Annotated in this window: 18 protein-coding genes; 7 read left to right on the top strand and 11 right to left on the bottom strand. The window is 75.0% G+C overall.

Features of this window, described 5'->3' with window-relative positions; all coding sequences use genetic code 11:
- Positions 1-46: 46 nt before the first annotated feature.
- The 3 genes from BLP29_RS16460 to BLP29_RS16450 are packed head-to-tail and all read left to right on the top strand — an operon-like array spanning position 47 to position 5,663.
- Positions 47-1,531 (top strand): DUF3375 family protein, encoded by a 1,485-nt coding sequence (locus BLP29_RS16460; RefSeq protein ID WP_243470039.1) that lies wholly within the window; start codon positions 47-49, stop codon positions 1,529-1,531.
- Positions 1,528-2,205 (top strand): DUF4194 domain-containing protein, encoded by a 678-nt coding sequence (locus BLP29_RS16455; RefSeq protein ID WP_092806544.1) that lies wholly within the window; start codon positions 1,528-1,530, stop codon positions 2,203-2,205. The genes BLP29_RS16460 and BLP29_RS16455 overlap by 4 nt, the downstream gene beginning before the upstream one ends.
- Positions 2,202-5,663, top strand: a complete 3,462-nt coding sequence (locus BLP29_RS16450; protein ID WP_243470038.1) for an ATP-binding protein — start codon at positions 2,202-2,204, stop codon at positions 5,661-5,663. The genes BLP29_RS16455 and BLP29_RS16450 overlap by 4 nt, the downstream gene beginning before the upstream one ends.
- A 3-nt stretch (positions 5,664-5,666) precedes the next feature.
- Here the strand turns inward: BLP29_RS16450 and BLP29_RS16445 are convergent, their stop codons facing one another.
- Genes BLP29_RS16445 through BLP29_RS16430 form a run of 4 tightly spaced genes read right to left on the bottom strand, consistent with a single transcriptional unit; the run spans position 5,667 to position 8,937 of the window.
- Entirely contained in the window at positions 5,667-6,467 is an 801-nt protein-coding gene (locus BLP29_RS16445) for an alpha/beta fold hydrolase (protein WP_092806542.1), read from the bottom strand.
- Between the two features lie 37 nt (positions 6,468-6,504).
- Positions 6,505-7,428 carry a zinc metalloprotease gene (locus tag BLP29_RS16440; protein ID WP_092806540.1) on the bottom strand — a complete coding sequence of 308 codons (924 nt, stop codon included), beginning with the start codon at positions 7,426-7,428 and terminating at the stop codon, positions 6,505-6,507.
- A gap of 51 nt (positions 7,429-7,479) precedes the next feature.
- Positions 7,480-8,013 (bottom strand): NUDIX hydrolase family protein, encoded by a 534-nt coding sequence (locus tag BLP29_RS16435; RefSeq protein ID WP_092806538.1) that lies wholly within the window; start codon positions 8,011-8,013, stop codon positions 7,480-7,482.
- A gap of 9 nt (positions 8,014-8,022) precedes the next feature.
- A complete protein-coding gene (locus tag BLP29_RS16430; RefSeq protein ID WP_092806536.1) occupies positions 8,023-8,937 on the bottom strand; it encodes an HNH endonuclease family protein in 915 nt (304 codons plus the stop codon).
- Between the two features lie 71 nt (positions 8,938-9,008).
- Between BLP29_RS16430 and BLP29_RS16425 the strand changes: the two genes are divergently transcribed.
- The 3 genes from BLP29_RS16425 (at position 9,009) to BLP29_RS16415 (ending at position 11,040) form a co-directional block, all read left to right on the top strand.
- On the top strand, positions 9,009-9,500 hold the full coding sequence (locus BLP29_RS16425) for an acyl-CoA thioesterase (protein ID WP_243470037.1): 492 nt from the start codon (positions 9,009-9,011) through the stop codon (positions 9,498-9,500).
- A 24-nt stretch (positions 9,501-9,524) separates the two neighbouring features.
- A complete protein-coding gene (locus BLP29_RS16420) occupies positions 9,525-10,307 on the top strand; it encodes a thioesterase family protein (RefSeq protein ID WP_092806534.1) in 783 nt (260 codons plus the stop codon).
- A 307-nt stretch (positions 10,308-10,614) separates the two neighbouring features.
- Positions 10,615-11,040: a hypothetical protein gene (locus BLP29_RS16415; RefSeq protein WP_092806532.1), complete on the top strand. Its 426-nt coding sequence runs from the start codon at positions 10,615-10,617 to the stop codon at positions 11,038-11,040.
- Between the two features lie 232 nt (positions 11,041-11,272).
- Here the strand turns inward: BLP29_RS16415 and BLP29_RS16410 are convergent, their stop codons facing one another.
- The 7 genes from BLP29_RS16410 to BLP29_RS16380 all read right to left on the bottom strand — a co-directional run bounded on the left by BLP29_RS16410 (position 11,273) and on the right by BLP29_RS16380 (position 18,927).
- On the bottom strand, positions 11,273-11,659 hold the full coding sequence (locus BLP29_RS16410) for a VOC family protein (RefSeq protein ID WP_207798556.1): 387 nt from the start codon (positions 11,657-11,659) through the stop codon (positions 11,273-11,275).
- A gap of 50 nt (positions 11,660-11,709) precedes the next feature.
- Positions 11,710-13,197: a class I adenylate-forming enzyme family protein gene (locus BLP29_RS16405; RefSeq protein WP_243470036.1), complete on the bottom strand. Its 1,488-nt coding sequence runs from the start codon at positions 13,195-13,197 to the stop codon at positions 11,710-11,712.
- A gap of 15 nt (positions 13,198-13,212) precedes the next feature.
- Entirely contained in the window at positions 13,213-14,457 is a 1,245-nt protein-coding gene (locus BLP29_RS16400; protein ID WP_092806526.1) for an alpha-amylase family glycosyl hydrolase, read from the bottom strand.
- A 110-nt stretch (positions 14,458-14,567) separates the two neighbouring features.
- On the bottom strand, positions 14,568-15,209 hold the full coding sequence (locus BLP29_RS16395) for an Ltp family lipoprotein (protein ID WP_092806524.1): 642 nt from the start codon (positions 15,207-15,209) through the stop codon (positions 14,568-14,570).
- Between the two features lie 212 nt (positions 15,210-15,421).
- A complete protein-coding gene (locus BLP29_RS16390; protein ID WP_092806522.1) occupies positions 15,422-16,444 on the bottom strand; it encodes an acyl-CoA dehydrogenase family protein in 1,023 nt (340 codons plus the stop codon).
- A complete protein-coding gene (locus tag BLP29_RS16385; RefSeq protein WP_092806520.1) occupies positions 16,441-17,592 on the bottom strand; it encodes an acyl-CoA dehydrogenase family protein in 1,152 nt (383 codons plus the stop codon). Before BLP29_RS16385 ends, BLP29_RS16390 begins: the two co-directional genes overlap by 4 nt.
- A gap of 18 nt (positions 17,593-17,610) precedes the next feature.
- Positions 17,611-18,927 carry a cytochrome P450 gene (locus BLP29_RS16380; RefSeq protein ID WP_133379207.1) on the bottom strand — a complete coding sequence of 439 codons (1,317 nt, stop codon included), beginning with the start codon at positions 18,925-18,927 and terminating at the stop codon, positions 17,611-17,613.
- 207 nt (positions 18,928-19,134) lie between these two features.
- Between BLP29_RS16380 and BLP29_RS16375 the strand changes: the two genes are divergently transcribed.
- Positions 19,135-19,386, top strand: a 252-nt coding sequence (locus tag BLP29_RS16375; RefSeq protein ID WP_243469575.1) for a cbb3-type cytochrome c oxidase subunit I, incomplete at its 3' end; no start/stop codon positions are given.

The raw sequence follows: 19,386 nt of genomic DNA, 5'->3' as shown, positions 1-19,386 counted from the left end.
GACCTACTGTCTCGCCGTCCACCCGACGTCGACCCGAGGCGGTGCCGTGCAGCTCGACCTGCCCGTCGACGACGTCGTCGCCCTCCAGCAGCACGCCGCCTGGCGGCTGCTGCGGGCCGACGACGCCCCGCTGGTGCTCAGCTTCCTGTCGCGCGTGTTCGTCACCGGCGGCGCGCACGGGCTGCCCGCCGGCGAGCTGGCCGACCGGCTCGGCGACCTGCTGGCCGAGCTCGACGGCACCACCCGCGCCCCGGTCGACGCGCGCGGCTACCTCGACGGCTGGGCCGGCCCGGACGGCGGCTGGCTGCGCGCCTGGTACCCGCCGGGTGCCGACGAGCCGCTCATGGACGCCACGCCCGCCGCCGAGCTGGCCATCGCCTGGGTCGCGGGCCTGGCCCCCCGCCCGTTCGTCGACACCTCGGCCCGGCTGGACTCCGTCGTGGACCTGCTGCGCGCCCTGGCCACCGAGCCGCCGGCCGAGCCCGCGCTGCAGCGCGACCGCTACCTGCACCTGGCGCGCACCGCCCGCGGGCTGCTCGCCGACCTGCGCGCGGTGGAGGCGGTGTTCCGCCGGCGCGACCGCGAGCTGCGCGACCGCATCGCCGGCGGGGACCAGGCACTGGCCCGCGACGTCGCCGCCGGGCGCCGCGGCATCGCCGACTCCGACCAGGGCCGCAGCTTCCACGCCTGCTACGACCGGCTGCTCTCCCCCCGCCTGCAGGAGGAGCTGGCCGACCTCCTCGCCCGGGTGCACGCCCTGCCCGCGGTGCGCACCTGCACCGACCCCCGGTTGCCGCGCCTGCAGCACGACCTGGTCACCGCGGTCGAGCACACCCGGCAGGTGCTGCGCGGGCTCGCCGACGCCCTGCGCACCGGCCTGGACGACCGCGTGGTGCGGGAGAACCGGCGGGTGCTCGAGCTGCTGGACGGCATCGAGGCGCGCGCCGCCCGGCTGGCCGCGGGTCTGGCCGACCTGGACGGCTTCGCCGTCGAGCTCGACGACCTGGCCCCCACGGTCGTGCTGCCGATGGAGCGCCACCTCTACGCCCCGCCGCGGCGGGCCACCGTCGACAGCGCCCGGCCCGAGGCCGGTGACGAGGACTTCGCCGCGGCCGCCCTGTTCGACCAGGTGCAGGTGGACCCGGTGCCGCTGACCGCCCACGTGCGCCGCGCCCTGCTCCAGCGCCCGCGCGTCGAGCTGGTCACCGTGCTCGAGCAGCACCCGCTCGAGCACGGCCTGGCCGAGCTCATGGCCTACCTCTCGCTGCGGGACGACGCCTTCGACGTCGTCTTCCCGCCGCCGGCCGACGACCACCCCGAGGACCACCACCCCGCGGACGACGACACCGTCTGCTGGACCGACCCCGACGGCCGCACCCGCTCGGCGACCCTGCCCCGGGTGGTCTTCGCCCGCCGGGACGCCGGGCCCCGCGCCGGCAGCACCCACCCCGCCGGCCGCCGCGCCCGACCCACCGCCGCCGCCGTCGACGACACCGCCGCCGCAGACACCGCAGAGGACACCCCCCGATGACCGCGCTCCTGCCCGAGGCCACGTCGTCCACCTCGTCGTCCACCACGTCGCCCACCTCGCCGCGCGCCGAGCTCAGCCTCCCCCTGGTGGTCACCTCGCTCATGCGCGGCGTGGTCTACCGCGAGGCCGCGCCGGAGGTGTGGCGCCACCTGGTCGCCCTGCAGCCCGACCTGCGCGACCACGTCGCCACGATGGGCCTGGTCGCGGTGGTCGACGAGGCCGAGGGCTACGCCTTCCTGCGCCAGCGCCCCGAGGAGCCGGCCGAGGGCGGCCCGGCCATTCCGCGGCTGGTGGCCCGCCGGTCGCTGTCCTACCCGGTCAGCCTGCTGCTGGCGCTGCTGCGCCGCCGCCTCGCGGTCGCCGACACCGGGGACACCGGCGGCCGGCTGGTGCTCAGCCGGCTGGAGATCGTCGACCTCGTCGCCGACCTGCTGCCCGACCCCGGCCGGCGCAACCGGCTGCTGGAGCAGGTCGACGGGCACATCGCCAAGGTCGTCGAGCTCGGCTTCCTGCGCCGCATGCCCGGCGGTGCCGGCGGGTCCGACGGCCGGTTCGAGGTGCGCCGCGTGCTCAAGGCCTTCGTCGACGCCCAGTGGCTGGCCGACTTCGACACCAAGCTCGCCGAGTACGCCGCCACCCAGCAGACCCAGCCCGCCGTGGAGGACCTCCCGTGACCAGCGCCCCGCCCGTGCCGCACCTGCTGCTCACCACCGAGGACGACGGGGGCCCCACCCCCGCCGCGGGGTTCCGGCTGGACCGGCTCGAGCTGCTCAACTGGGGCACCTTCGACCGCCGGGTGTGGACCCTGCGCGCCGACGGCCAGAACACCCTGCTCACCGGCGACATCGGCTCGGGCAAGTCCACCATCGTCGACGCCCTGAGCACCCTGCTGCTGCCGGCGTCCCGGGTGTCGTTCAACGAGGCCGCCGGCGCGCCCACCCGCGAGCGCGACCTGCGCTCCTACGTGCAGGGCCACTGGCGGGCCGAGCGCAGCGGCAGCACCGGCGGCACCCGTCAGGTCGGGCTGCGCCCGGGCAGCACGTGGACCGCGCTGCTGGCCGTCTTCCGCAACGAGGGCCTGGGCGAGACCGTCACCCTCGGCCAGGTGTTCTGGCTGCGCGCCGGTGAGGTCGGCCAGCCCGACCGCTTCCACCTCGTCGCCGACCGCGACCTGTCGATCGCCGGCGACCTCGCCGAGTTCGGCAGCGACCCCGCCGCGCTGCGCCGCCGACTGGCCGCCCGCCCCGACGTCGAGGTGTTCAGCACCTTCACCGAGTACGGCCGGGTCTTCCGCAACCGGCTGGGCATCGCGAACGAGCAGGCGATGGACCTGTTCCACCAGACCGTCTCGATGAAGAGCGTCGGCGACCTCAACGCCTTCGTGCGCAGCCACCTGCTCGAACCCGCCGATCCGCAGCGCTGGGTCGACCGCCTGCTGGGCCACGTCGACCAGCTCACCGACGCCCACGACGCGGTCGTCACCGGCCGCCAGCAGCTGGCCGAGCTGGCCCCGGTGCTGGCCGACGCCGACCGGCACGCCGTGCTCACCGAGCAGATCGCCACCGTCGACGCCGACCTCGCCGCCCTGCCCCGCTGGGCCGACGAGCTGCGGGAGAAGCTGCTCTCGGCCCGTGCGACCACCCAGCGGGCCGAGGTCGCCGCCGCCGACCGCGCGCTGACCCAGGGCATCACCAGCCTGGACCTGGCCCGCGCCCGCGAGCTCTCGCTGACCATGCAGCGCACCGGCAACGGCGGCGAGCGGCTGCGCTACATCGACGAGCAGCTGCTCGAGCTCGAGGAGGCCCGCCGCGAGCGGCGCACCCGGGCCGGCACGTTCGCCGCGCTGCTGGAGGCCACCGGCATGGACCCGGTGGCCGACGGCGAGGACTTCGTCGTCCGGCGGACCGAGGTCGCCGAGGCGCTGGCCCGTGCGGTGGAGGGCGAGGGCGAGGTCGACGAGCGGCTCGCCGAGGTCGAGGTCGCCCTGGCCGGGCTGCGCTCGCGGGCGGCCGAGATCGGCCACGAGCTCACCGGGCTGCGCGGGCGCACGGGCGTCGTCCCGCGGGCCTCGGTGCGGCTGCGCGACCGGCTGGCCGCGGCACTGGGCGTCGATCCGACGACGCTGCCCTTCGCCGGCGAGCTCGTGCGGGTCTCCCCCGTGCACGCCGAGTGGTCCGGTGCCGCCGAGCGGGTGCTGCGCGACTTCGCGCTCACCGTGCTCGTGCCGCACGAGCACTACGCCGCCGTGAGTGCCTGGGTCGAGGAGCGCGCGGGCGGTGAGCAGCTGGCCTACCTGCCGCTGCCGGCCACGCTGCCCGCCGCCTCGCCCATGCCGGCCCCGCAGTCGCTGGCCGCCACCCTGGAGGTGCGGTCCACCCCCCTCGCCGCTTGGCTGGAGACCCAGCTGGCGCAGCGCGCGGCGCACCTGCGGGTCGACGACGTCGAGGAGTTCCGCCGCACCCCGGTCGCGGTCACCCGCTGCGGGCAGGTCAAGGACCGCACCGGCCGGCACGTGCTCGACGACCGGTTCCCCGTCGGCGACCCGCTGCACCAGGTGCTCGGCTGGGACAACGCCGGCAAGGTGCGCGCGCTGACGGCTGCGGAGAGCGCCCTGCTCCCGCAGCTGACCGAGCTCACCGCCGCCCGCGACGCCGTCCGGGCCGAGCGGGCCCGCACCGTGGCCCGCGGCCGTGACCTGGCCACCCTGTCGGCGCACGACAGCTGGCGGGCCCTGGACTGGCAGGGCGCCATCCGGCAGATCGCCGAGCTCGGCCGCGAGCGCGACCTGCTGGTCGCCGCCTCCGGCGTGCTGTTCGGCCTCGACGGCGCGATGGAGGACCTCCGCCGAGACATCGTCGGGCTGGCCACCGCCCAGGCGACGCTGCAGCAGCGCCGCGGTGCGGCCGCGCACGCGCTCGGCGAGACGTTCCGGGTGCTGGAGGGCGTGCGCGGCCGCCTGGCCGCGGGCATCGACCAGGACGACCGGATCGACCCGGTGGCCGCCCGCGTCGCCGTGGACGACGGCTCGGCGGTGGCCCGCGCCCTGCGCATCGACCGCTCGCTGACCGCCCCCGAGCGGCTGGACCGCCGGGCGCTGGTGGCCTCGGTGCCGCTGACCGACCTGGACGACGTCGACGAGCGCGAGCGGAACATGCGTGCGGTGCTCGAGCGCGAGCGCACCACCCAGACCTCGGTGCGCGCCGAGGTCGAGGCCCGCATGGTCCGCGCGATGGCCGCCTTCCGGGCCGCGCACCCCTCGGTCGCGGCGTCCCTCGACGCCTCGCGCACGGCCACCGACGCCTTCCGCGAACTGCACGAGCACCTGCGCACCGCCCGGCTGCCGCAGGCCGAGGCCACCTTCACCGCCCTGCTGGAGCAGGACACCGTGCGCGACATCGCCGGGTTCCTGGCCGAGCTCGAGCGGCGGGCCGCGCAGGTGACCGAGCGGGTCGAGCTGATCAACGGCTCGCTGCACGACATCGACTACCACCCCGGCCGGTACCTGGCCCTGGACGCCCGGCGCGCCGACGCCCCGGAGATCGAGGACTTCCGCGCCGACCTGCGCGCCTGCGCCGAGGCCGACGGCACCGACCCCGAGGAGCGCTTCGCCCGCGTCGCCCGCGTGGTGCACCGGCTGCGCGGCCGGTCCGGCCACGTCGCCGAGGACCGCCGCTGGGCCCGGCTGGTGACCGACGTCCGCAACTGGTTCGTGTTCACCGCCACCGAGCGGTGGCGGCACGACGACGCCGAGCACGAGACGCACACCGACGCCGGCGGCAAGTCCGGCGGGCAGCGGGAGAAGCTGGCCTACACGGTGCTGGCGGCGTCGCTGGCCTACCAGTTCGGCATCGACCCGGCGGCCCCGCTGGCCCGCGACTTCCGGTTCGTGGTCGTCGACGAGGCCTTCGGGCGCAGCTCCGACGACTCGACCCGGTTCGCCCTGGACCTCTTCGGCCGGCTGGGCCTGCAGCTGCTCGTGGTCACCCCGCTGCAGAAGATCCACGTCATCGAGCCGTTCGTGGCCTCGCTGGCCTACGTGGACAACCAGCAGGGCGACGAGTCGCGGCTGCAGTGCCTGACCGTCGAGGACTACCGCACCCGGCGCGCCCTGGCCCGGTCGGTCACCGCCTGAGGGTCACCGCCTGAGGGTCTGCTCCAGGGCGACGGCGAAGGCGACCGGGTCGCCGCCCTGGCCCGGGTGGAACCCGCCGTGCCCGCCGGGGAACGTGACCAGCGGCAGGTCGTGCGCGGCGGCGACGGCGGCCGCCGTCCGGCCGGTCATCGCGCCTGCCGACCAGGCCCCGACCCCGACCACGACCTGCCCGGCCGGCAGCGCGCCGACCCGGTGGACGATCAGCGTGCCCAGGCCGAGCACCATGCGGGACATCGAGCGCAGGTCGTCCTCCGACGGCGGCGGCGGCGAGGGCGCGCCGGGCGGCGGGGCGAAGCCGTTCTGCTGGGCGAACAGGCCCATGGCGGCCAGCAGCCCGTGCTCGCGGTGGGTCCGCTGCACCTGGTCGGCGTTGGCCCGCTGCACGGCGGCGTCCTCGGGCTCGAGGTACTCGACCAGCGGCGGCTCGTGGGCGACGACGGTGCGCACCTGACCGGGGTGGGTCGCGGCGAGCTCGAGGGCGGTGATCCCGCCGCCGCTCGAGCCGAACACGTCGGCCGGGACGTCGGTCACCGCGGCCAGCACCCGCGACAGGTCGTCGGCGAGCACGCCGGCGTCGGGCAGCTCGCCCGGGTCGGTCAGGGTGCTGGCGCCGGTGCCGCGGGGGTCGTGCAGCACGACGGTGAACCGGTCGGTGAGCTGGTCGGCCAGCGCCCGGAAGCCGCCGGCGGGCATGGGGTGCCCGATGAGCGCCAGCACCGGGCCGCTGCCGAGCACCTCGTAGGACAGCACGGCGCCCGGGGCGTCGAGGGTGTGCGTGGTCATGCCGGGGAGACTGCCACCGCGCGCCGCACTCATCGGTTCAGAGCTCGGGGACGCACTCCCCCGCGCCCAGGCGGGCCAGCCCGGCGAGGTCGCCGTCGGCGAAGTCCAGCACGCCGCCGCTGGTGGTGGAGGCCATGAGCTGGGTGTCGTCCCAGACGTGGGCGAGGCCGACGACGTGGCCGAGCTCGTGCAGCAGGATCGCGCGGGCCAGCTCGGCGTCGCCGTCCACGAGCAGGGTGGCGTACTCCGGGCCGTCGAGGGTCACGCTGCCGGTCACGTAGACCAGCGGACCGCCCTGCGGCCCGGCCGAGGCGCTGCCGCCCAACCCGGCGACGTCGCCGGCCAGGCCCGGCTCCTGCTCGGGGGTGCGCCAGCCGACCAGCACCGGCGCCCAGCGGTCGCCGTAGCGGTCGGGCTGGTAGGCCGCGCGGCCGCCGCCGGGCGCCTCGTCGGTGGGGCCGGCGTAGCGGAACTGCAGGCCGGTCACCTCGGTCATGCGGGTCAGCGCGTCGGTGAGCATCGCCTCGGCGCCCTCGGGTGCGCCGTCGGTGGACAGCACGACGTCGACCGGCCGGCACGGGTCGTAGGCGACCGGGGTGGTGTCGTCGTCCTGGCGGGCGATGAACGCGAAGGAGTCGCTGTCCGGAGCCGGCGGCGGGGTGCCCAGCGGCTCGTCGGACTCCTGGAACCCCGGCGTGGGCACGGTGCGCGGCGCCTCGACCGGGGCCGTGGTGGGCTGGGTGACCAGCGGCAGCGCCGGTGGCTCACCGCTGCGCAGCCACCACCCGGCGGCGACCAGGCCGACGACGGCGACCAGCACGAGCAGGCTGCGCAGCACCCGGTGCCGCCGCCGCGGGGGCACCGGTGGGTACTGCTGGAGCGGGGGCTGGGGTGGGGGCCAGGCCGGGGGCGCGTAGGGGTACGCGGGCACCCCGGGGGCCGGTTGCTGGTCGTGGTCCATCGCCGTCCAGTGTCCGGTGCGCGGGCGAGCGGGGGCGACGCCCCGCCGTGCTCAGACCCCCAGATGGGCGAGGGCCTGCACCACCAGCGCGCTCTGCCCGTTGGCGAGCTCGGCGAGCACCCCGGGGTCGCGGGCCTCGTCGGGGCTGAACCAGGTCAGCTCGAGGGCGTCCTGCTGGGGCTCGCAGTCACCCTCGACGGGGACGACGTAGGCCAGCGACACGGCGTGCTGGCGGGGGTCGTGGAACGGGGTGACGCCGGGGGTCGGGAAGTACTCGGCGATGGTGAACGGCTGCGGCGCCGGGGGCACCCGCGGCAGGGCCAGCGGGCCGAGGTCCTTCTCCAGGTGCCGCAGCAGCGCCGCCCGCACCCGCTCGTGGTACAGCACGCGCCCCGAGACCAGCGCCCGCTTGATCTGGCCGTCGCTGCCCACCCGCAGCAGCAGGCCCACCTTGGTGACCGCGCCGTGGTCGTCGACCCGCACCGGCAGTGCGTCGACGTAGAGGATCGGCAGCCGCTCGCGGGCGGAGTCCATCTCCTCGCGGGAGAGCCAGCCGGAGTCGGACAGGGTGGTCGCCTCGGTCATGTGCACTGTCTAGCCGACGGCGCTCGGCAGCGGTTGGTCGGGGCAGGTGGCCAGGACGGTGGTCATGGCGTCGTGCTCGGCCTGCGTCGTCCAGAGGCCGTAGGACACCTTGACCGCGACCTGCCGGGCCACGTAGGCGCAGCGGTAGCCGCGGTCGGGCGGCAGCCAGGTGGCGGTGTCGCCGTCGCGCTTCTGGTTGTTGAGCGCCCCGTCGACGGCGAGCAGGTTCAGCGGGTCGTTGGCGAACTGCTCGCGGCGCTCGGCGTCCCAGCCCTGGGCGCCGGTCTGCCAGCTGTTGGACAGCGCGACGACGTGGTCGATCTGCACGAGCTCGCTGGTCCCCTGGCCGCGCTGGAACAGGATGGTGGCGCCGGAGTAGGGGTCCAGCAGCACGCCGCTGGTCACCACGCAGTCGTTCGTGCCGGGGCGGAACTGCTCGGCGGTGAGGTCGCGGGCGAGCACGTCGTTGCGGGTGTCGCAGCCGTTGCGGTCGGTGTCGACCCACCCGTTGCCGTACTGGTCGCGGTCGTACCCGGTCTTCGGGGCACGTCCCTGCACCTGCAGCTCCGCCAGCGCCGCGAGCGCCGAACCCGTGGGTGCGACGACGGGGCCGGGGGGCTGCGTGGCCGGGTCGGCGGGAGGTGCCGACGGCGTCGTGGGGCCCGGGACCGACGGGCTCGGGGACGGTGCCGTCGGCGGAGCGGGGACCGGACCCGTGGTGGGGCCCGGAGCGGGACCGGTGACGGCGGCCCCGGCGGTGGGCACCGGTGCCGGGTCCTCACCGCCCAGCACCCCGAACCCGGCGCCGAGCAGCACGGCGAGCGCCGCCACCGTGGCCAGCAGGGCGCGACGGCCACGGCGGGAGGGGCCGGTGCGGGCCCCGGGCAGCCGGGTGGCGGTCAGGTGCAACGGTTCGCGGGTCATCGCCGTCCAGGGTGCGGGCCCGTGCGCTCGGGGTTCCCGTCCGACACGCTGCTCTGGTTGGATCACCCGCCGTGACCGGCGACGAGGAACTGCACCGGCTGTCCATGACCGTGCTGATGACGCCGGACATGAGCAACTTCTCGGGCAACGTGCACGGCGGGCAGCTGCTCAAGCTGCTGGACCAGGTGGCCTACACGTGCGCCTCGCGGTACAGCCGCACCTACGCGGTGACCCTGAGCGTCGACCAGGTGGTGTTCCGCGAGGCGATCCACGTCGGCGAGCTGGTGACCTTCCAGGCGAGCGTGAACTACACCGGCCGCACGTCGATGGAGATCGGCATCCGGGTCACGACCGAGGACCTGCGCGCGGGCGTGGTGCGGCACACCAACAGCTGCTACTTCACGATGGTGGCCCTGGGTGCCGACCGCCGCCCGGTCGCCGTCCCGCCGTTGGAGCTGGTGACCGGGGACCAGCAGCGTCGGCACGCCGCCGCGGTGGCCCGCCGGGAGCTGCGCCGGGAGTTCGCCGCCCGTTCCGAGGCGATCCGGACGACGACCCCCTGACGGCGCGGGGTTAGCGTCCGCGTCGTGGACGAGATCGCCGAGGCCTTCTACCTGCCGTTGGGGGACGGTCGGTTCGCCCCGACCCGCGCCACGGAGAGCCCGTGGGAGGGCGAGGCCCAGCACGGCGGGCCGCCGTCGGCGCTGCTGGCCCGGTTGGCCGCGGGCGCCGCGGGGTCCTCGGGGCAGCAGCAGGTGCGGGTCTCGGTGGACTTCTTCGGCGCCCTCCCCCGGCGCGAGCTGACCGTCGAGGTCTCGCCCGTGCGGCCCGGGCGGCGGATCGACCTGACCGAGGCGGTGATGACCGTCGACGGGCGCACGGTGGCGGCGGCCCGGGTGTGGTCGCTGGCCCCGGGCCCGACCCCGCCGGTCGTGGCCCCGGCCGTGCTGCCGCCGCCGGTGCCCGAGCAGAGCACCGTGGTGTTCCCGCACCTGCCCGACTTCGGTTACCAGTACGCGCTCGACTGGCGGTACACCGCAGGCTCGCCCGAGCAGCCGGGCCCGGCCGACGTGTGGACCCGCGTGCGCATCCCGTTGGTCGCCGGGACCGAGCTGACCGGCACCGACCGGGTCCTCGTCGCCGCGGACGCCGCCAACGGCATCTCGGTGGAGCTGCCCATCGAGTCGTGGCTGTCCATCCCGCCGGGCATGACCACCCACCTGGTGCGGGAGGCCGAGGGTGAGTGGGTGCACCTGGCCTGCCGCACGTCGATCGCCGACAACGGCCTCGGGCTGTGCACCGGGACCATCTCCGACGCCGCCGGCGTGCTGGGTCAGGTGGCCCAGCCCCTCCTGGTGCGGGGTCGCTGAGCGCCATCCACCAGCGCACGTCCCGGCCGCCGACCGCGCCCCGCGTGGCACCGTCCCGGGATGCGCGACCTGGCGCGCCACGTCCCGTGGGCGTCCGTGGTCGCCATCGAGTTCAGCAAGCCGACCCCGTCGGTGCTCCTGGACTCGGCGACGACGACCTCGTCGGTCGACCGACCCGCCTCGCAGAGCTCCGGGACCAGGGCGTCCTCACGGAGAGCGAGTCCAACTCGGGCAAGGCCGAGCTGCTCGGCCGCTGACGGTCGGCAGATCGCCGGTTCCGACGGGGCGCCGGGGGTACCGGCCGACCATGACGTCGATCAGCCCGGTCCGCAGCGGCCTGCCCGCCCGCAGTCAGCGCCGTGCCCGCACCCGGGCGGTGTCGGCCGTGCTCGGCCTCGGCGGGGTCGCGATGGTGGCGGCGCCGCGGTGGGTGGTGGCGCACCTGGCTCCCGGTCCCGGCGCCCCGAAGAACTGGCTGGTACGGGTGCTCGGAGCCCGCACCGTCGTGCAGAGCGCGCTGCTGCTCGCATCGCCCACCCGCCCGGCCGTGCAGGCCGGGGCCGCAGTCGACGCCCTGCACGCGGCGAGCATGCTGCCGGCGTGGCTGATCTGGCCGCGCTACCGGCAGGCGGCCGCGGTGAGCGGCGGGATCGCGGTGGCGTCGGTGCTGGCCCAGCTGGCGGTGGCCCCGCAGTCCGACGACGCACCGCACGTGCCCGGCGACGTCGACTGAGGCTGCCGCTGACCGGTCCGGCGTCGTCGGCGCGCTGCGCCGGCCCGCGCCCACCGTCCCGGACCACTCGATGGTGTTCCCGCCCCAGCTCGTGCTCTGCGCACCCGGAGTACGCAGACCGTTCTGCTCACCTGGAGTACGCAGAACTGTCTGCTCACTTGAGGCACGCAGAACGGTCTGCGCCCGCTGGGGGCAGCAGAGCACGACGTGGGCGGGGAAGGAGGTGGGCGGCTCAGCCGGGCAACGGCGCGGCGATCTCCCACAGGTGGCCGGCCGGGTCGGCGAAGGCCGCCGTCCGCACGCCCCACGGGCGGTCCTGGGGACCGTTGCGCAACGGCACACCCAGGTCGGCGAGGTCGGCGCAGACCGCGTCCACGTCCTGCACCTCGACCGTGAGCAGGCACCGGGCCGGCCCGGGTGCACCGACGACCCCGGGCTCGACGAGTTCTCCCGCCTGGTCGGCCTGCAGCAGGTTGACGACCACGTTGCCGATCGACAGCGCGGTGGACACGTCGTCGGAGAAGAGCTCCCGGCCGTCGAACACGGCGCCGTAGAACTGCCGGGCGGCGCCCAGGTCCTCCACGAACAGGGTGATGGTCTGCAGGTTGCGCAACGGCACGGTTCCTCCTCGGTCGGCGTACCGGGCAGGACCGGGCAGCGACCCGGAACTCATCGCGGGACCGGCGTCCAGCCCTCCGCCGTCCGCAGCGGGCCCTTGAGCACCTTGCCGCCGGCGTTGCGCGGCAGCGGCCCGTCGAGCACGCGCACGAATTGCGGCACCTTGTAGTCGGCCAGCCGCTCCCGCGCGAAGGCGGCGAACTCGCCCAGGTCGAGCGGCTCGCGCACCAGCAGCACCGCGCCGACCTTCTCCCCCATCACGTCGTCGGGGACGCCGACCACCGCGACCTCGAGCACGCCGGGGTGCTCGGCCAGCGCGTTCTCGACCTCGACGGAGTACACGTTCTCCCCGCCCCGGTTGATCATGTCCTTGGCCCGGTCGACGATCCGCACCAGGCCCTCGGCGTCGATCGTGGCCAGGTCGCCGGTGTGCAGCCAGCCGTCGCGGAAGGTCTCCGCCGTCCGGGCCGGGTCGCCCCAGTAGCCCACGGCGACGTTCTGGCCGCGCACCAGCAGCTCCCCCACCCCCGTGTCGGGGTCGGGCCGGTCGATGCGGACGTCGATCACCGGCGCCGGGAACCCCACGGAGTCGGCGTGCTCGTCGGTCCACGCGTCGGGCAGGAAGGTCGCCAGCGCGCTGGTCTCGCTCATGCCGAACCCGTTGCCGAGCCGGGCGGTCGGGAAGGCCCGACGCAGCCGGTGCACCAGCTCGGGCGCCATCGGCGCACCGCCGTAGGAGAGCGCCCGCACGCTGGAGACGTCGGTGCTGGCGAGGTCCGGGTGGCGCAGCACCAGCTCGTAGATGGTCGGCACGCTGGTGAGCAGCGTGACCCGGTGCTCCGCGACGGCGGCCAGGAACGCGGCGGGTGAGAACCTCGGCATCAGCACCGTGGTGCCGGCCATGAGCACCTGGGTGACCATCTGCGAGCAGCAGCCGGTGACGTGGAACAGCGGCACGGAGATGAGCGAGACGTTGCTCTGGCCCGGGTCGAGCTCGCGGCAGCGCTGCACGTTCTCCGCCGAGCTGACCAGGCACTCCTGGGTGAGCATCGCGCCCTTGGGCCGACCGGTGGTGCCCGAGGTGTAGAACAGCGCGGCCACGTCGGCGGGGGCGGGATCCACCGGGTCGACCGGGTCGCCGTCGGGCAGGTCGACCGAGTCGACCACGACCCCGGCCCCGCTGTCGGCCACGATGAACGCCACCTCGGCGGGCGCGAGCCGGGTGTTCAGCGGGACGACGACAGCGCCGGCGAGCTGGGCCCCCCAGAACGCCTGCATCCACGCCAGCCCGTTCGGCAGGTTGACCGCCACCCGGTCGCCGGGCGCGACCCCGGCGTCACGCAACCCCCCGGCCACCCGGCGGGCGGCGTCCCAGAGCTCGCGGTACGTCGCGCTGGGCCCACCCAGCTCGACCACCGCGGTGCGGTCGGGGTGCGCCTGGACGGTGGCCGCCAACCCGCGCACGACGTTCGGCTGCAGGTCGGTGTACCGGGCGACGCCGTCGTCGTCCCGCTGGATCCCGCTGTTCTCGAAGACCACCGTTGCATCCTGCACCTAGGAGCTGAGGACGACCCACCCGTGGGCCGGCAGCTCGAGCCCACCACCCACCGACCGGGCCGAGCCGGCCAGCACCGCGCCCGGTGCCGGGACCACGGCGGGCGCCCCGGCGACGTTGAGGGCCACCACGAGCGCGTCCTGGTCGGCAGCGACCCGGTACACCAGCTGCTCGTTGGTGAGGTGCAGCTGCTCGGTGCGGGCGCGGTGCAACCACCGGTGCCGGCGGCGCAGCCCGATCAGCTCCTGGTGCAGCGCGAAGGTCGCACCGCCCTCCACGGCGAGCGGGTCAGCCGGGAACTCGGGCCGGATCGCGTCGTCCCCGCCGGCGCGCTGCTCCTTGATGCCGTGCCAGCCGAACTCGTCGCCCGACCACACCGCGGGCGTCCCGCCCGTGGTCAGCAGCAGCACCAGCGCGTGCGGCAGCAGCGCCTCCCCCACCTGGTCGACGATGCGGGTCACGTCGTGGTTGCCGACGAAGGTCCACGGCACGAACGCGTCGAGGAACCCGTCGTGCCGCTGCAGCGCGTGCGCGGTCTCGAACAGGTTGCCCTCGGCCAGGCCGTGCCAGACGCCCTGCCACAGCTCGTACTGGGTCACGGCGTCCATGCCCGACTCGGCGACGACCCCGGCGTAGTCGCCGTGGATCACCTCCCCGACGACGTAGACGTCGGGGAACCGCTCCCGGACGGCGGGCAGCACCCGCGCCCAGAACGCCGGCGGGACGGCGTAGGCCGCGTCCAGCCGCCACCCGTCCACCCCGCGCCCGAGCCAGTGGCACATGACGTCGACGACCAGCGCCACGACGTCGTCCTGGGTGTGGTCCAGCTCGACCAGCAGGTCGTGGCCCTCGAAGGTGCCGGGCCGGTCGCCCTCCCAGCGGATCCAGTGCCGGCGGTCGGGGTCGGAGACCGCGGGGTGCTGGCGGCCGACGTGGTTGAACACGCCGTCCAGCAGCACCCGGACCCCCCGCTCGCGGGCCGCGGCGACCAGCCCGTCGAAGTCCTGGTCGTCACCCAGGCGGGGGTCGATGCGCCGGTGGTCGACGGTGTCGTAGCCGTGCGTGCTGGAGGCGAACACCGGCCCCAGCGCCAGACCGTTGCAGCCCAGCGCCACCAGGTGGTCCAGCCAGCCGGTGATCCGCGGCAACCGGTGCGTGACGGTCTGGACCGCCTCGGCCTCGGCGCCGACGAACCCCAGCGGGTGCACCTGCCACCAGATCGCGTCCTGCACCCAGTCCGGCACGGTCGGCCCACCTCGTCTCGTCGGTCACGGAGTCGTCGCCGGTGCATCCGCAGCGGTGTGCGGACGCACCGGCGACGACCCCCATGGTCGAGGACGACGGACCTCCTCGCTCAGAGGCCGGTCTGACTGACCCCGAACTCTGCCTGCTCCGCGGTGAACCCCTCGAAGACCAGCTGGTCGACGAGCCCGGACCGGGAGAACGACGTGAAGGAGAGGTACTCCTCCGCCTTCTCCGCGGCCTGCTGGTTCCAGTCGACGGTGATGGTGTCGACGGCGAAGGTGGCGTCCTCGACGGAGAAGCCCTCGTACTCCAGCTGGTCGATCAGGCTGGACCTCGAGAAGGCCGTGAAGGACAGGTAGTCCTGAGCCTTCCGCTGAGCGTTCTGCTGACCCGCCGTCAGCTCCGGGGTCGGCGCCGGGGCCTGCGTCGTCACCACGGGGGCCGGCGTCGTCGGAGCGGGGGTGGCCGCTTCGTCCACGACGTCGGCGACGACCGGCGGCGGGACCACGGACGAGATCGGGGCCGACGAGCTGGTGGACGACCCCGCGGCGGACGTCGCCCGGTCCGATGAGGCGCCTCCGCCGGCAGCCGAACCGATGATGCCGACGGCGAGGACCGCCGCTGGGATGACGATCCGCTTGCGCTTGAACCAGGGGCGCGCGGATGGTGCGGTGGAACCGGTCGGGGACGGCTGCGCGACGTGGTGCGGGATCTGCTGGGTCTGGTCCCACTGACCGGTCGGCGGCTGCATCGGGGGACCCCACGGAGTTCGCGGGTCCGGCTGACCGGCTGGCGGGTGGAAGGGCGGCTGGGTCACTTGAATCTCCCCGTGGTGGCGCCGACGACCATCGCCAGCTCCGAAACCGTACGGTTCATCTCCGGAACGCCACGTCTCGGACGTCGTCGAACCGAAGGCCCGTCGCTGGCGCAATCTGCCGAACCAGGACCCGTCCGACCCTCAGGTCACACGATCCCCACGAGCGCCGGCCACGGGTCGTCACCGGCCACTGCGGCGCCGAGCACCCGTGCCCACGTGGTCTCGTTGCCGGCCTCGTCGCGCCAGGACCACATGCGGGTGGTCAGGTGGTGCAGCCGGTGCTCCTGGGTGAAGCCGATCGCCCCGTGCACCTGGTGGGCCAGCCGCGCGACGACGTCGACGGCGGCACCGGCCCGCACCTTGGCCGCGGCGGCCGCCAGCTCCACCGGCTCCCCGCGCTCGAGCCGCTGCACCGCGGCGTCGACCAGGGCCGACACCGCGGTGACCTCACCGGCCATCTGGGCCAGCTGCACCTGGATGCCCTGGAACTTGGCCAGCGGCCGGCCGAACTGCACCCGCTCGCCGGCGTACTGCACGGTCCAGGCCAGCACCGTCTCGGCCGCCGCGCTCAGCTGCACGGCCCGGGCCAGCGCGTACCGCGCCCGCAGCTCGCCGACCGGTCCGACCTGCGCCGGGACCCCGTCGAGGACGTAGGACCCGCGCGGCTCCCCGGCCAGGTTGGCGGCGTCGGACGCCGCCAGGTCGCCGAGGTCGACCAGCGCGAGCACCTCGCCGTCCGGGCCCGCGGCGGGCACGACCAGGTGCCGCACCACCCCGGCCCACGCGACGTCGGTCGCGGTGCCGGACAGCCGACCGTCCTCGACCCGCAGCGCTCCGGACACCCCGACCGACAGCGGCTGGTCGACCGGCGGCAGGGTCAGCCCGGCGGCGAGGACGGCGGGCCCGGCGACCAGCAGCTGCTCGGCCACCGGCACGGCTCCGGCCCCCGCGGCCAGGGTGCCGACGACGGCGACGGCGTCGGCCAGCTCGCCGCCGGACCCACCCGCCTCCTCGGGCAGCCCCACCCCGGTCAGCCCGGCCTGGGCCAGCTCCGCCCACAGCTCGGCGTCCCACCGGCGCTCGGGGGTCAGCGTCGACCGCTCGTGCCCGGCCAGGACGTCCCGCACGGTCTCGACGACCAGGTCGGTGTCGTCCGCGCCGCCGCTCATCGCAGACCCAACCCACGCGCCACGATCCCCCGCAGGATCTCGTTCGTGCCCCCGCGCAGCGTGTAGCCCGGTTGGTGCAGCTGCGCCTCGGCCAACGCCCTCCCCAGCGGGTCGGGCGAGTCCAGGGACGCCGGGACGTCGACCACGCGACGGATCTCCTCCGCGACGTCGGCCTCGAACGTCGTCCCCACGTCCTTGACCAGGGCTGCGGGGATGTCGGGCAGCTCGCCCCGGTCGAGCGCGGCGGCGATGCGGATCGACAGCTGGCGCAGCGCCAGCAGCCGGGCGGAGAGCCGGCCCAGGGTCGCGAGCTCGGCCTCCGACGACGCCCGGCGGGCGAACGCGGCCAGCAGCGGGAACGTGGACAGGATCCGCTCGGGGCCGCTGCGCTCGAAGGCCAGCTCGGCGGTGACCTGGTGCCAGCCCGCGCCCTCCTCCCCCAGCAGCATGTCGCCGGGCACCACCACGGAGTCGAAGACCACCTCGTTGAAGTGGTGGCCGCCGTCGAGGATGCGGATCGGGTTGATCGTGATGCCCGGCAGCGACAGGTCGACCAGCAGCTGGCTCATGCCGGCGTGCCGGGCGGTGGGGTCGGCCGGGGCGGTGCGCACGAGCACGATGGCGTAGTGGCTGTGGTGGGCGTTCGACGTCCAGACCTTGGCGCCGTCGACCACCCAGTCGCCGTCGCCGTTGCGCACCGCCCTGGTGCGGATCGAGGCGAGGTCCGAGCCCGAGTCGGGCTCGCTCATGCCGATCACGAAGTAGCACTCGCCCGCGGCGATGCGCGGCAGGATCTCGCGCCGCTGGGCCTCGGTGCCGTAGCGCAGCAGGTTGGGCCCGGACTGCCGGTCGGCGATCCAGTGCGCGGCGACCGGGGCGCCGGCGGCGAGCAGCTCCTCGGTGACGGCGTAGCGCTCCATCGCGGTGCGCTCGTGCCCGCCGTACTGCTTGGGCCAGGTCATGCCCAGCCAGCCGCGCTCACCGAGCTTGCGGGAGAAGGCGGGGTCGACACCGGACAGCCAGGTGTCCACGTGGGTCTCGAACGAGCCCGCCGCCAGCTCGGCGGCCAGGAACTCCCGGACCTCCAGGCGTACGCGTTCGGCGGCCTCGGACGGCGGTGCGGGGGCGAGCGTCAGCGTCGACGGCATGCCCGCGATGGAACCAGCTCAGCGCACCGTCAGCAGCATCGGCCCCTTGGGCTTGGGGATGGGGATCGGGGAGATGACGACGCCGGCCCTCGGGTCGGCGGTGACCCGTCGGGTGGCCAGCAGGCGGGCCACGATCGCCTTCACCATCACCTCGGCGACGTGGTTGCCGATGCACAGGTGCGCGCCGCCGCCGAAGGGCACGAACAGGTGGCTGTGCTGCTTGTGCTCCTCGCGGCCGGGGGCGAACCGGTCGGGGTCGAACGCGTCGGGGCGGGTCCACCAGTCGGGGTGCCGGTGCAGCGCCAGGCTCGAGACGCTGACCCCGGTGCCGGCCGGCACGCGCACCCCGGTGATCTCCACGTCGGCCAGCGCCCGCCGCGGCGAGAACGGCACCGGCGGGCTCAGCCGCAGCGCCTCCTGCATCGCCCGGGTGGTGTGCACCAGGTCGCCGTGGTCTGCCGGGGTGACGGGGGCGTCGTCCAGCGCCCGCACCTCGGCCGCCACCCGGTCCTGCTCGGCCGGGTGCAGCGCCAGCTGCCAGAGCAGCACCGCCAACGTGGAGGTCGTGGTGTCGTGCGCGGCGAGCATCAGGAAGATCATGTGGTCGACGACGTCGTCGGCCGGGAGCAGCTCGCCGTCGTCGGTGGTGGCGTGCGCGAGCCGCGAGAGCAGGTCCGTGCGCGGCTCCGCCTCGCGTCGCCGGGCGGCCACCAGATCGCCGAAGACCCGAACCAGCTCGGCCCGCCCCTGCAGCCCACGCCGCCACGGCGTTCCCGGCAACGCCACCCGCAGCGGGGTGATGGAGGCGGCGACGGAGTCCTGGAAGGCCCGGTTGACGCGCTCGGAGGCAGCCCCCAGCGACACCCCGACGAACACCTCGGCGGCGATGTCGAGCGTCAGCCGCTTCATGAGCACGTAGACGTCGACGTCGCCGTCGGGCAGGTCGCGCAGGTGCCGGTCGGTCACGTCGTGGATGGCCTCGACGTACCCGGTCAGCGCGGCCCGGCTGAACGCCTGCTGCATCACCCGGCGGTGCCGGTGGTGGTCGTCGAAGTCGCGCAGCATCAACCCGTTGCGGAACAGGTCGCCGATGGTGTTGGACCACCCGCCCTGGCTGGACAGCACCTTGCCCGGGTCGAGGAACACCTCGCGGGTGGCCTGCGGGGTGAGGAAGGTGACGCCGTCGCGGCCGAGCACCCGGCTGCGGTAGACGTCGCCGTAGCGCTGCCGGTTGCGCTCGGTCAGCCCCCGGGCGTCGCGCAGGAACATCAGGGTGTGCCCGACGAGCGGCCACCCCCGGTCACCGGGCACGTGCGCGAGCGGGTCGTGGGCCACGTCGACCACCTCCGCCGGGGACCTTAGCCACCGACGTGGCCCAGGTCACTCCCCGAGGCGCGGGGCACCCGGAGGACCGACGAGTTGCTGTCGGTGCACCCGCCTACTCTGGCGGTACGCCCGTCCGCCCACGCTCTGCCCACGCGAGGATGCTCCCCTGTGACGATCGCCCCCGCTCCGATCGTGAGCCGGCCTTCCCCGGTTCACGTGGCCGAGAAGGGTTCGCGGCTCTCGATGATGCTGCGGACCACGGACCACAAGACCATCGGCTTGATGTACCTGGCCACGTCGTTCTCCTGGTTCATGATCGGTGGCCTGATGGCCATGCTCATGCGTGGTGAGCTGGCTCGTCCGGGTCTGCAGTTCTTGTCCAACGAGCAGTACAACCAGTTGTTCACCATGCACGGCACGGTGATGCTGCTGTTCTTCGCGACGCCGTTGTTCTTCGCGTTCGCGAAC

This window comes from Klenkia marina, assembly GCF_900101025.1.
In the GTDB taxonomy this organism is placed as follows: domain Bacteria; phylum Actinomycetota; class Actinomycetes; order Mycobacteriales; family Geodermatophilaceae; genus Klenkia; species Klenkia marina.
This window is presented reverse-complemented; position numbering and strand designations above follow the sequence as displayed.